This is a genomic window from Nostoc sp. C052 (assembly GCF_013393905.1).
Classification (GTDB): Bacteria; Cyanobacteriota; Cyanobacteriia; order Cyanobacteriales; family Nostocaceae; genus Nostoc.
The window spans coordinates 86,521-99,179 of the sequence record NZ_CP040273.1 but is presented as its reverse complement, the minus strand read 5'-3'; the positions used below and the strand labels follow the sequence as shown (position 1 = coordinate 99,179).

The 12,659-nt window shown below is 40.8% G+C and carries 8 protein-coding genes; 2 read left to right on the top strand and 6 right to left on the bottom strand.

Going from position 1 to position 12,659, the window contains the following annotated elements; all coding sequences use genetic code 11:
• Positions 1 to 27 precede the first annotated feature (27 nt).
• On the top strand, positions 28 to 2,142 hold the full coding sequence (locus FD723_RS32515; protein WP_179069762.1) for a strawberry notch-like NTP hydrolase domain-containing protein: 2,115 nt from the start codon (positions 28 to 30) through the stop codon (positions 2,140 to 2,142).
• A 199-nt stretch (positions 2,143 to 2,341) separates the two neighbouring features.
• On the opposite strand, the gene FD723_RS32510 is transcribed toward FD723_RS32515, so the two are convergent.
• Both FD723_RS32510 and FD723_RS32505 read right to left on the bottom strand, forming a co-directional pair.
• Complete coding sequence (locus FD723_RS32510; protein ID WP_179069423.1) at positions 2,342 to 3,040, bottom strand: M48 family metallopeptidase; 699 nt, start codon at positions 3,038 to 3,040, stop codon at positions 2,342 to 2,344.
• Positions 3,037 to 6,219, bottom strand: a complete 3,183-nt coding sequence (locus FD723_RS32505) for a type I restriction endonuclease subunit R (RefSeq protein ID WP_179069422.1) — start codon at positions 6,217 to 6,219, stop codon at positions 3,037 to 3,039. The genes FD723_RS32510 and FD723_RS32505 overlap by 4 nt, the downstream gene beginning before the upstream one ends.
• A 394-nt stretch (positions 6,220 to 6,613) precedes the next feature.
• On the opposite strand from FD723_RS32505, the gene FD723_RS32500 reads away from it, so the two are divergent.
• Entirely contained in the window at positions 6,614 to 8,134 is a 1,521-nt protein-coding gene (locus FD723_RS32500) for a reverse transcriptase domain-containing protein (RefSeq protein ID WP_179069421.1), read from the top strand.
• 128 nt (positions 8,135 to 8,262) lie between these two features.
• Here FD723_RS32500 and FD723_RS43985 read toward each other — a convergent pair whose 3' ends face one another.
• From FD723_RS43985 to FD723_RS32480, 4 genes are read right to left on the bottom strand one after another with little or no spacing between them, the layout of a single operon-like run.
• Positions 8,263 to 8,628, bottom strand: coding sequence for a DarT ssDNA thymidine ADP-ribosyltransferase family protein (locus FD723_RS43985; protein WP_306297034.1), 366 nt, complete (start codon positions 8,626 to 8,628; stop codon positions 8,263 to 8,265).
• A 39-nt stretch (positions 8,629 to 8,667) separates the two neighbouring features.
• Positions 8,668 to 10,005, bottom strand: a complete 1,338-nt coding sequence (locus FD723_RS32490; protein ID WP_179069420.1) for a restriction endonuclease subunit S — start codon at positions 10,003 to 10,005, stop codon at positions 8,668 to 8,670.
• On the bottom strand, positions 9,998 to 11,062 hold the full coding sequence (locus FD723_RS32485; protein WP_179069419.1) for a hypothetical protein: 1,065 nt from the start codon (positions 11,060 to 11,062) through the stop codon (positions 9,998 to 10,000). The genes FD723_RS32490 and FD723_RS32485 overlap by 8 nt, the downstream gene beginning before the upstream one ends.
• A complete protein-coding gene (locus FD723_RS32480; RefSeq protein ID WP_179069418.1) occupies positions 11,062 to 12,597 on the bottom strand; it encodes a class I SAM-dependent DNA methyltransferase in 1,536 nt (511 codons plus the stop codon). The genes FD723_RS32485 and FD723_RS32480 overlap by 1 nt, the downstream gene beginning before the upstream one ends.
• Positions 12,598 to 12,659: the final 62 nt, after the last annotated feature.

The window sequence follows — 12,659 nt, the reverse complement described above, 5'->3', positions numbered from 1 at the left end:
TGAAAAAATAATATTGTGAGTGATGCAATGGTACAGCAACTTTTCACTCAAGGTTCTTTATTCGATTTGCAAACAGTAATCGATTATGGGCAGTCAGTTATTAATGTTGCCCAAGAGCTTGCAAAAGTTTTAATAGATAATCGCCCTCTCTCTACAAAAACTGTTCAAGCTCAGATGAATCGCTATTTTCTAGGCAGTGCTGCGTCCGGTGCGTGGCAGTGGAAAGACGCTTACGAAGCAGTGGAAGTAGCGCAAATCTTATATCTGCGTCATCTGGAAATTAGGATTTTATCACAACAACCTCAAGTGGTTGTGCAACAATTAGAAGAATTAACAGCCCTCTGCCCAACCCAAACACGGCGTAGTGAAGAGTCAGTACAGCTTCAGCAATTCTCCACCCCTCTACCGCTTGCTTATCTAGTAGCCAAAGCAGGATTTATAAAGGCTGATGATTTGATTTTGGAGCCAAGTGCCGGAACTGGTCTATTGGCACAAATGGCTAAATTGCACAGTGCAAGTCTGATGCTCAACGAGCTTGCACCCGATAGAACGAAGATTCTGCGGCGATTATTCCCTGGTACACCATTATTCTCAGTAAACGCGGAACAAATTAACGACTATCTGGCAGGGCAAACTCAGCCCTCAGTTGTTCTGATGAATCCGCCTTTCTCCGCATCTCCCAAAATCAGCAGTCGCAATCCCGACGCAACTCCTCGCCACATAAACTCGGCATTGCAAAGACTGGCTGACGGTGGACGATTGGTAACAATCACAGCCAATTGGTTTTCTCCGGCTAACCCAAGCTGGCGAGAGACTTTCCTTAAGTGGCAGGATTTTGCGCGAGTTTTAATGTCGGTCGGGGTTAACGGCAAGGTGTACTCAAAGCATGGGACGCAAATTGACACCAGAATCACAGTAATTGACAAGGTTCCGGCTGATAATCCCGGCGAAATCCCCTGTATTTCTGAAACCTTGGATTTGCCTGAAATACTGGCATTAATTGAGCAGTTGCCACAGAGGTCTTCGTGGGAAAGCTCAGATATCAAAGCTGCTGCGGCAATCGCAAAAGTTGTTCAATTACCAAAACGCTCTGTGGTAGTTCAAGCAGAAACACTTTCTTCAATTCCAGATGTGGTTATTCTGGAATACGAAGTCGTCGAATGGTCTGCTACTGAAGGACTCAAAGATACTTTATACGAAACCTATCGCCCACAAAGAATCCGGATCAAGGACGCTTTACCTCATCCCTCGCTACTCTGTGAGAGTGCAGCCCTAGCGCTTGTCTCGCCACCACCACCCACTTACAAACCGCATCTCCCGCGAAACATTGTCTCACAAGGATTGTTATCTGAAGGACAACTTGAAAGCGTTATTTACGCAGGTCAGGCGCACGGTGAATTTCTTTCTGGGTCTTATATTGTCGATGATTCATGGGATAATGTGACTGTAGCGGCAACTGGCGAAGAAAATGCTGTAAAATTTCGTCGTGGCTGGTTCTTAGGCGATGGGACAGGCGCAGGGAAAGGAAGACAATGTGCAGGAATCATCCTCGACAACTGGTGTCAGGAACGAAGAAAAGCCATTTGGGTATCAAAGAGTTCTGCTCTTATTGAGGACGCACGTAGAGATTGGTGTGCGCTCGGAGGTAGTGAAAAAGATATTATCGACCTGGGCAACATCAAACTTGCCGATCCAATTCCCTTCACCCAAGGCATTCTGTTCTGCACGTACTCTACTCTACGTTCTCAAAAGAACGGTAAAAGTCGGCTCAAGCAAATCGTTGAGTGGGCAAGCAAGGACTTTGAGGGAGCGATCGCTTTCGACGAATGCCACAGTATGGGCAATGCAATGGCGCAAGAGGGCAAACTCGGCATGGTTGCAGCATCCCAGCAAGGCATTGTTGGGCTGCGGTTGCAAAACGCACTGCCCTCAGCACGGGTTGTATACGTATCGGCGACCGGAGCGACGAAAGTTTCTAACCTGTCTTATGCAAATCGTCTGGGGCTTTGGCAGACTGGTGATTTCCCTTTCACCTCCCGTGAGGATTTTGTGGAATCCATTGAGGGCGGTGGTATCGCCGCTATGGAGGTAGTAGCCAGGGATCTCAAGGCTTTGGGACTGTATCTGGCTAAACAAATATGAGCTACAAGCATATAAAATTACATTTACTTTCGGGATGTCCTAACTACGGTGCAAGGTTTAAAATTTCAGCATTGTGGATAGATGGACATTGCCAGAGGTGTTTTATAAGATTTATAAAGATGGGAAATTACCAAAAATTTGTGGAAGTTTGATACATTCTTTCAACTTTGTCTAAATGCGATCGCTCTTAATTATTTTTCTAGAGGTTATAAATTGCCCCATTCTCAGCTAACCACTGCTTTCGCTCAAGATAATCTGGCACAATACGCTCCACCCTATGCCAAAATGCAGTGCTGTGATCAGGTTCAATTAGATGCACTAATTCATGAACTGCCAAATACTCAATCATCGTCCGTGGTAGCATTGCTACTCGCCAGTGAAAATATAAATCCCCTTTGTGTCCGCAAGAACCCCAACGATTCCCTAACTCACGTACTTGTATTGAACGAGGCGAAGTAGTAACTCGTTTAATCAGTGTGGCAATTTGTTGTTCTACAATTGGCTGAAGGTGTTCCCGATACCACTGAATAAAGTATTCTCGGCCTTGAACTTGTGCTGGCTGCTGTAACTCGAAGCGGCTTTGATAGAGTCTCAGAGATGGCTGTTGTTGAACTCGCTCCACTACTTTCAGGCGATAGCTGCGTCCTAGATAATAAAAACCTTCACCTGATACATATTCTTTAACATTAGCTGGTGGATTTAACGACTCTTTTTTTAAAAGTTTACTGTAAATCCAGTAACGTTTCTCGCTGACAATTTTTTCTAATGTTTCTATTGGTACTTCTGGGGGAGAAGCTAAGACTAATTTACCGTCACGTTCGACGGTAATACCTACGGTGCGGCGTTTGGAACTATGGCGAATTTCAAAACTCAGGTCGCCAAAGGTGATGCTTGTCATGCCATTAAATTATCACGATTTCTCCTAGCTAGTTGGACTAATTTATCCGCAACTTCTTCGAGTTGGTTGTAACTCACCAAATCATGATCGTCCAAGTAGCCTGCTATCCACCTCCTTAAATCCTCTTGGACTATTTGGCTACCCCAATTTACCCGTCGTACTTCTTGGCGGATATGTTCGATAATTTCCACAGTTGCTTGAGCAAGTTCGGGGAGTTGTTTGTGGGAATATTCACCTAAAATGTTGAGAAATGGCATTTGAGTTTTAGGATCTAATCCAGTCTCATCCGTAGTACGGGTAGTTTGGATTTGTTCTATATATTTCCGCAAAGCTTCAACTTTTTCTTCCCAGTTATCAGCTAAAGATTCCAGAATTTCTGTTAGCTTTTCACTTAAATTTTTGTAGTAAACTGGGTCTTCTTCATAATTTATGCTGATATGATGACGGGCAGCGAATTCCATTTCTGCGGCTTGTGCTTTAATCGAGCGATGGCGCTGGACATGGGTTTTAAAATCCAGTGACATTATATCAATCGGTGGTACTTTTGGGTCAATACCTTGCGATTCAATATATTGGTCTATTAATGCTCTAACTTTCTCTTTGGCGCTAACGATGTTAAGTTTTTCATCTCTGTAGAGGTCAGCAACAGCTTTTTTAATAAAGCCTAGTTTTTTGGCATCTCGAACAAAATTATAGGGCTGACGTGCTTCTGAACGCGGCAATATTGTATCAAGAGTGTTGAGAAAGTCTTTTAAATAGTCGTTAAATTCAACTCTGAGACGTTCATCTTTGAGTAAGTCTACACAAGCATCTACATCATCAATTGTGCAGCCCTTTTCAGTAAATAGAGCAATAACTCGCTGGTGTTTGTCGCGCAACCTTGGCAATTCTGTACGGATATCAAACCAGGCAGATTCTGTATCAAGATTTTCATAAGCCGAGAGTGCAGCAGCGATATCAACACCGTAATAATCGACCACTAACCCTTCTGTTTTTTTATCGTCATACACTCGGTTAACACGAGCGATCGCTTGCAGCAATTCGTATTCCTTTAGCGACCTGTCTAAATATAAAACTTGTTCTAACGGTGCATCAAAACCTGTTAGTAGCATATTTTTTACAATTAAAATCGCTAAACTATCTTCGTCTAAAGACTTTTTAAATTTCTCAATATTAATCTCCTGTTGACTTTTATCTGTCCACTTTTTCCAACTACCGTCATCTCCTTTATCACCGGAGATGATAGCAGCAAATTCTAGTTTGCGTATGATTTCAAGATGTGGGAGTGCTTGAGCAAAAAAACGAGTTTCGGCATCAAGCGATTCTAAAGCCTCCGTATTGAGACTTTGCAGAAGGGGTGCGCGGTGTTCTAGCTGCTGGACTATTTCCCCTTGCGCTTCCACAAACGCCTCTTGGTAACGGACGGCAGCGAGACGGGTAGAGGCGACTACTTGCGCTTTAAAGCCTCCTGCTAAAATGCGCTCAATATAATGATGCAGCATACTTTTAGCTTTGGCTTTAATTAATTCCCGCGCTTCGCCAACTTGGGTTTTAGTTGCGTACTTAGCTTTAATTTGCGCCCGTTCTTCAGGGGTTTTATCAGCAAAGATAATTTCAAAAAGTTTGTCGAGGTCATCACCTTGGGTTACAGTACCTCTAGCTTCTAACCCTTCGTAGACAATGGGTAAAGTGACTTTATCTTCTTGGGATTGGCGGATATTGTATTCGTCGATAAATGAACCAAAAATTTGCAGCGTGGTTTTTTTGGCAGCTTTGACAATCGGTGTACCAGTGAAGCCGATACGGACACAGTTAGGTAAGGCTTCTAATAAATTAGTGTGGAGGGTTTTGGCGTGAGAACGGTGTGCTTCGTCAATTAGCACTAAGATATTTTCCGAAGGATTGAGGTTTTTCGGAATTGGTTCTATTTCTGCTTCTTCATCAGAATCCTCTCCACTTTTAAATTTCTGGATCATTCCGAAGACTAAGCCAGCGCCTGGTTGTTGCAAGTATTGTTCTAGCTTTTTGACGTTTTTAGCCTTTTGCAATGGTTCCCCAGTGAGGACGGCGGTATCTGCAAGTTGTTTTTCTAAGTCGCGGCGATCAGTGACAACAACAATTTTAAAGCGGCGTAATTCTGGGATAGTGCGAATTTTCCGAATTAGGTAAACCATTGTCAGGCTTTTACCTGAACCTTGGGTATGCCAGATAATGCCACCGCGTTGGTCATCTGTGCCATGTTCGGCGCGGGTTTGATTGTGTTGAAGTCGGTGCAGTGCTTTATAAACTGCCCGATATTGCTGGTAACGGGGAACAATTTTGATGGTGCGTCCGCCACTGGTTTTAAATAGAGTGAAATTATGAAAGATGTCGATCAGATTAGCTGGTTTCAGCATTCCGGCGATGAGGGTTTGGCGAAAATTCAATTCAGAAACGCCTGATTGTGCAGCAATTTCCGCTTGGGGGCTGGGAATGGTATCTTTCCAATCAACATAATGTTCATAATTTGCGCCGATGGTTCCGGCTGTTGCCCGTCCTCTAGAGGCTGCTATCATCAGCAGATTGTAGTGGAATAATTTTTCTGCGCCTTCTGGTTGACTGCTACCCCGTTGGTTGGAATATTTCAATAAGTCTTGAATTGCTTCAGTTATCGGGTTATCTAAATTGGGACTTTTACATTCAATCACTACTAGAGGAATGCCGTTAACAAGTAGTACCATGTCTGGGACAATAAACCCCCGATTACCTGTTGCCCAAGGCGGGTCTACTCGGTATTGATTGACGGCGAGAAAATCGTTGCGATCGCAATGTTCAGGGTCAAATTCAATAAAATGTACCGTATGCTGTTTACCGTCTTGTCCTAAAACAGTAGTGCCTTTGAGTAGCAATTCTGTAGCGGCTTGGTTAGCTTCCATTAATCTATTTGCACCCAGACGTTCTAACTGACTAACTGCGGCTTGAACTTGAAGATCATCAAGCCAGAGATTACCGTTGTTATCCAGGTTGATGCGTTTGATAGCAGCTTTGAGGCGCTCTGTCAGTAGAACTTGCTTGAAATTCTCTCGTTCGGTAACTTCGGCATTGTCCCAATCTCCTTCAATGTACTGCCAACCCATACTGGTGAGTTGTTGAACGATAGGCAGTTCTACATGAATATACTCAGGAGTTTGTTGGGGCATAAATTATTTTTACAAGTCTTATAGAATGATTTTAATGAATTTACTCTATACTTTTAGGGTGATAATACTTAATTTGTGTTTTTTTGGTATAGGAAAGTTCAGTTACAAGCAATAGATTAATAACTGATGATATGCTGTCTAATAATGCTGGGTTAGGTCTTTGAACCTGCCTTGAACCCAAGAGGGCTGCTGTTCCAACTGTGCTAATATACAGATATGGAAGAAACAATAAAGATCCACCTTACTAGGAGTTTCTTTATACCTGTTAGAAATAATAGGTATTGGTTATACTCTACACCATAGTAGAGGAGACAGGTTGAGGGAGTGTCTAGCGTTCTCTGTCCGCCTTAGCAGTAAGCACTTCCAAATAATTAAATCACTACAAAATAAAAATATGTCCAGATCCTTGGACGATTTACTCACTGAATACTTTCAGCCGGAGAAGCTAAAGGCTGCGTTTAAAGCTTACGAACAACAAAAAACGGATTTCTTGCAGCAGGGTGAGCCAAAAGTGCAGATGGGGGTAGATGGTATTTCTTACCCAACCTTTAAAAAGGAACTTGATTTACGTTGTCAGCTTTTATCAAATAGATTACTTAAAGGTACATATCAGTTTTATACTTTTCGAGAAATAGAGATTCCCAAGCCATCTGGTGGAAAGCGAGTTTTATCGATTGCTACTATACGCGATGTTATTGTCCAAAAAGTATTGTATGATGCTATTTACAAAGAAATAGAAAAAGATTTTCAAGCTACATCTAGACTTGATAAAGTATCTTTTGCATATAGAAAGGGAAAGTCTGCACCCTATGCAGCAAGCTTGATTCATTATTATATTAAACAAGGTTTTATATTTGCCTTAGATGCTGATATAGTAAAATTTTTCGATAATCTATCTCACGAATATCTTTTTGAAATTATAGAGATAAAGTTTGGTCAAAATACTCTAGCTACTAAATTATTAAGACGGTTTATAAAAACTGGTGGACTTCCACATAAAAACCAACGTGGCAAAACATACGGATACCGTTTTTTTCATCATCATAAGCCTATTCTAAATAATCAAAGAATTATAAGAACTCAGGGTATTCCTCAAGGTGGTGTACTTTCGGGAATGCTAGCAAATTTATATTTACATGAATTTGATTGTTGGGTTCTCAATGATTTATCGAAAAAATATTCTCTGAGATACGTCCGTTATGCGGATGATTTTGTAATACTTTTAAAAGAAAAAGAATTAATTCCTCTAGTACATCAAGAAGTTGCTCAAAAGTTGCAAGATATAAAGCTAGAATTACATGCTGATGAAAGTAAAACCAAATATGTTGATATAGCTAAAGATTTTCTAGAGTTTGTTGGCTTTCAATTCAATCTTGAGCATATCAAAGTTAAACCAGGAAACATTTTAAGATTCCAGGAAAGAATTATAGAAAAGATTAATAAAGAGCCATCTTATAAAACTGGTGAAAATTCCAAACGTAGATTTAACTTTTTTATCAAATATGTGATTAATAAAAAAGTAACTGGGCGTGGTGAAAAAATATGTGATGAATGCAGTGGTGTGTTAGGAGAAAGAATAAAAAGTTGGATGGGATTTTTTATGGGTATTACAGACATCCAACAAATACGTGAATTGGATAAATGGATTCGTAAAGAAGTTAGCAAACATTTTTATACAAAGTATCAACTTCGGCTGAAGAAATCAGATTTTAAAAATGCAAGATTAATTACTCTTGAGCAAGAGTATTACAGACTTCATAAACGAAAAAAGTGTTTATGTGAGAAACCTAATTGTTCTTTAAGTCAAATGAATGATAGTAAAGCCATACAGGATAAAGGGGCAAGCCAAACTATATCATGGAATTTTATTGGTAACTTCCTTGAGATAATATTCAGGAAGTTGTTTGCTCTTTAATGTTGAGCCAGTTTTGCTCATGTAAACGCTGCCAAGCTTTACGAATATGTTTAGGCTTAAATAGCTTACGCTTATGATCGCTCCATTCATGTACCAGGGCGATCGCCTGCTCACTATTTTGTGCTGGGTTAGATTCTTTGGTCGCAACCTAGTGGACTGTTGCTAGCAAGTTCCATGCCGTAAGGCGTTTCAAAGCCATATATGAGGTTGCTAACTCGCTCTAAATGCTTCTGGGCATCTTGTTCTATTTCTAAAAAAGCTTGTGCTGCTTCTCTACCGTCAGGCAATACATAAATTTCTGCACTTTCGGCTTTGCTAGTTCCATCACCGTAGCCCCGAATGTAATGCCCTTCGATGTGTTTCAAGACGTGATTGAGGTTATTAGCGTAGGGGCCATACAGTTGCTTAAGCCTATTATTAGCTATTAAACCACCTATTTTAAGGATAGATTGTAGATTTTTAATATTGGTGATGTGATAAATAGGCGTAAGCATAATATTTATTTAGTTATTAGCAGTGCTAAATAATTTATATTATTTAATATTTTTGACTCGCACTTTTCCGGTTAACAAGTCTTGCATGAGTCCCTGTTTTTTAAGTTTGAGTTTGTTAAGGTAGACTTCTTCTTTGCGGATGCCGTCTTGATGAGCATTAAGAGCATCAACTATCTTTCTCTGCTCTGACAAAGGCGGCACAGGAAAAATAAGAGATAAGATTTTATCAAGTCCCAAATCCGGTACACCTATACTTTGTGTTCCCAGATCCATTTGTGCTTGAGTTGTGTGTGTTCTGAAAGTCCATAACAGATAAAAAGGAATGACCCAGTTTTCATTAGGACGAACCATACATAAGCTATGCAGAATACTAAATTCTGGCATTTCCTGAGTAACAAGCCTTACTCGTCCTAAGCCTGCACCAATTCTGTGCAAAATTATGTCTCCACAGCAAATATCAGTTTTTTTTCGGTTTTGAAGGTGAGCAGAGTAAGAAATACGTTTACAATCTGCAAAATTTATATCTTCGTCATTAATAAAATTAACTGGAGACACGAGAATTACTCCATTTTCTAAATAGGTAGGAGTTGTATGATCTCTGTCAGTAACTTTTAAAGCGATTTCCTCCAAACGTTTATATTGCCAGTCAAAAGGTATTCGTCCCAATGATGAGTCTTTAAATTGTTCAGGATGCGCTTGTGGATCTCTCAATTTGCCATTCTCATCTAACCCGCGTGTGAGCAAGTCTTGCAGTAGTCCGGCTTTGGTTTGTTTAAGTTTTATAATAAGGGAAGATGTGCGTGTGATCGCTTCATCCACCGTATCCAAAATTGCTGAGATTTTTTCTTGTTCTTCTTGACTTGAAGGAAGTGGAACTTTTATCTTTCTTAAATTTTCTAAAGTAATTTCTGCAAAAGTCGTCCCTTTAACTGCCAGATTGAACTGAAGCTGTGCATAACTTGAGCGTAGTACCCATAACAAAAAACGATTGTTGATATTATGATTAGGAGATATACGTGCAGTCCCTTGAGTTAGATTTGCACCATCTAATTCGGGTGGAACCTCTAAAACTTTACCCACAGTAGCTCTAATCGCACATACAATTTCACCAGTTTTAACTTCTGAACGGCGATATGAAAGTGCAATTTTTGGGGAAGTTCTTAAGAGTCCCTCAAGTTTTAACTTATCCCCGGCCATATCGCCAGTACGAATATAAGGAATACCATCTTCTATGTGAGGCCCAGCTTGGACAATTCCATAAGTAATTTGTGCATCAGGACAAACACATTCCTCTAAAGTTTTGATTTGCCAATCTTTTGGTATTCTGCCAACGCCCGAATTTTTAAACTCTTCCGTTTTTATCAAAAGCTCATGCATATCCTAACCCCTGTAAGAACTCATTCAACTTCTTCGCTGCTGCATTTCTTTGTGTCTCAATATCCTGCAACGTTACCCGATACTTATCCCACCAATTTTCTACCGCAGCAATCACCATCTGACGGTGCGCGGTGACATATCGCTCCAATTCAGCAATTAACCCATCTTTGAAAATTGCTAACACCAAATCTTGACAATCTTCATCACCCAAAGCAGCCCGTGCAGTTCCCAAACGTTTCACCAATTCATTCTTTAATGTCTTTAATTTCGCCTTTGCTTCCTTCAACTGCTTAACAATTTCCTTATAAGGTTCCAGTTGGGCTTCTATTTCGGCAATTTCTGCTTCATTTTCTTCAATAAAAACCTCAAGTTCAGCAATTTTATCTTTATTTAATAAAGGTGTCTTCTTTAAAATCTTGAGTTCTTTCTTCGGCTCTTTAATCGAATTTTTTATATATTTAAGGTCTTTCTCTAAATTCTTGACAATATTCACTGCTTCTGATTCTTCACCTTCTTCAGCATCCGTCTCGACTTCCTCTCCCTGCTCAAAAGCTAATTTTTGCTGTTCTAATTCCGCAATTTCTGCCTCAGCCTCAGCAATGTCTTGTAAATAATCCGGCATCAACCGCCTTACTAATTTATGATTTAGAGGGTCAAATTTTGCCTGTTTTTTCTTATCCTCATCACCTTGCTCTAAGGCATCTTTAATCGTATCCACCCAACTATCAACCAAACCACTAAAATTTGACTCTGATAAAGTTCTGAGGTCATACCTCTGTTCATTCCACCAACTAGCAACCACACCCGCCACTTTAAAGCGGTCAAGTAATCCCACAGGTTCCAAGCTATCCACAAAAGAACTAAAAAACTCAGCGCGGAGTTCCATCACCTTTTTAGTTTTAGGCAAGTCACCCAAACTAGTCGAGTGTACTTGCCACCAAGCAGCAAACACATTATAAAGTTTGCCTTCTTGCTGCTGAACACCAGCATCAGATTCTATAAAACTTTTAATCTGCCCTCTTTCGCTAATTGCAGAAATAAAATCCAAATAATCCACTAATTCTTCTCCGCTACAATCCTGCTTGGATCAAACCCATGTGCTGCCAATAATTCGCGCTTCGCTTCGACCTCAGCCTTGGGAATTCCCCCAAATAAATGCGCTCTTACATCTTGTGGTTCTGGTGGTGGTGCATTATCAGCATAGCGGCGGATATTACAGTTGTAATCTTCTTCCGCCAATTTTTCCTTAGTTACTACTGCCGAATATCCCGGTAAAGACACAAAATTTTCAAATACCCAGGAAATCTTTTCGATATGCTCAGGACGCAAATAATTTTGAGCGCGACCTGCATAATATTCAGCATCAGCATTAATAAACAAAACTTTTCCCTGGCGTTCAACTGGTTTCGCGCCTTGTGGACACATCACCAGAATACAGGCAGGGATACCTGTGCCATAAAACAAATTGGGCGGTAAGCCAATCACCGCCTCTAATTGATCGTGTTTAATAAAACTCTCCCGAATTTTCTTTTCTTCTCCGCCGCGAAATAGCACCCCATGCGGCATTACCGTCGCCATCATCCCATCAGTTTTGAGAACAGCTAACATGTGCTGGGCAAACATCAAATCTGCTTTTTTACCTGTCTCAGGACAATAACCATGCGTAAAGCGTCCAGAAAATTGCATTCCCTCGCGGCTATAGTTTTGAGAAAAAGGCGGATTACTGATTACTCTGTCAAAGCGGATTAGTTCACCGTCAGCAATATGCAAGGGATTAAACAGAGTATCGTCATTATATATATCTGCATCTCGAATGCCGTGCAGCAGCATATTAATTTTACAAATTGCCCATACGCCGCCGTTATTATCCTGACCGTATAGTGCTAAATTTCTGGCATCACGACCGCATTCTTCTACATATTGCTTGGACTGAATTAACATTCCCCCAGAACCACAACAGGGATCATAAACTGACATCCCAGGTTGAGGTTTTAAGAGACGCACCATCAACTGCACTACTTCACGTGGCGTATAAAACTCGCCCCCTTTTTTCCCGGCTGAATCTGCAAACTCTTTAATCAGGTACTCGTAAGCCGCACCCAGCAAATCAGGAAATACAAAATCTTCATTTCGCAAACGATATTTATTGAAGTGTTTAATCAATTCGCGCAACTTAACATCAGGAATCCGACTTCTACCAAGTTGACGGTTAAAGTCAATATGTCCCAGCACACCCGCCAATGCTTGGTTACTTTCCTCAAGTGCTGCCAAAGCTTTATTTAATCCATCAGCTACGTTTTTATGTAGCTCATCACGAATATATGTCCACCGCGCTTTTTCTGGCACAAAAAAAGTTTCTTTGTAAGTGGTGGGGTTTTCTGCCCTCATGTTTGCTTCTTCTTGTGTCCTTCCCTTTTGCAAATTCTGCTGCAAAATTTGCTCATACTGCTGCTCAAACACATCTGAGGCGCGTTTTAAAAAAAGCATCCCGAAGATGTATTCTTTAAACTCCGAAGCGTCCATCTTGCCGCGCAAAATATCAGCAGCAGAAAAAAGATGACGTTCTAGTTGCGGCAGTGTGAGTTTGCCCATAGTAGATGCTGAGATTCTGAGACTAATGCTTTGCCAGTATATCTCTTGCTGGCAAATACTCC

What these genes read in the sequence shown, in the direction of transcription:
- FD723_RS32490 (WP_179069420.1), bottom strand. Translation starts at nt 10,005, where the DNA reads ATGCATGAGCTTTTGATAAAAACGGAAGAGTTTAAAAATTCGGGCGTT.
- FD723_RS32505 (WP_179069422.1), bottom strand. Translation starts at nt 6,219, where the DNA reads ATGCCCCAACAAACTCCTGAGTATATTCATGTAGAACTGCCTATCGTT.
- FD723_RS32480 (WP_179069418.1), bottom strand. Translation starts at nt 12,597, where the DNA reads ATGGGCAAACTCACACTGCCGCAACTAGAACGTCATCTTTTTTCTGCT.
- FD723_RS32500 (WP_179069421.1), top strand. Translation starts at nt 6,614, where the DNA reads ATGTCCAGATCCTTGGACGATTTACTCACTGAATACTTTCAGCCGGAG.
- FD723_RS43985 (WP_306297034.1), bottom strand. Translation starts at nt 8,628, where the DNA reads ATGCTTACGCCTATTTATCACATCACCAATATTAAAAATCTACAATCT.
- FD723_RS32510 (WP_179069423.1), bottom strand. Translation starts at nt 3,040, where the DNA reads ATGACAAGCATCACCTTTGGCGACCTGAGTTTTGAAATTCGCCATAGT.
- FD723_RS32515 (WP_179069762.1), top strand. Translation starts at nt 28, where the DNA reads ATGGTACAGCAACTTTTCACTCAAGGTTCTTTATTCGATTTGCAAACA.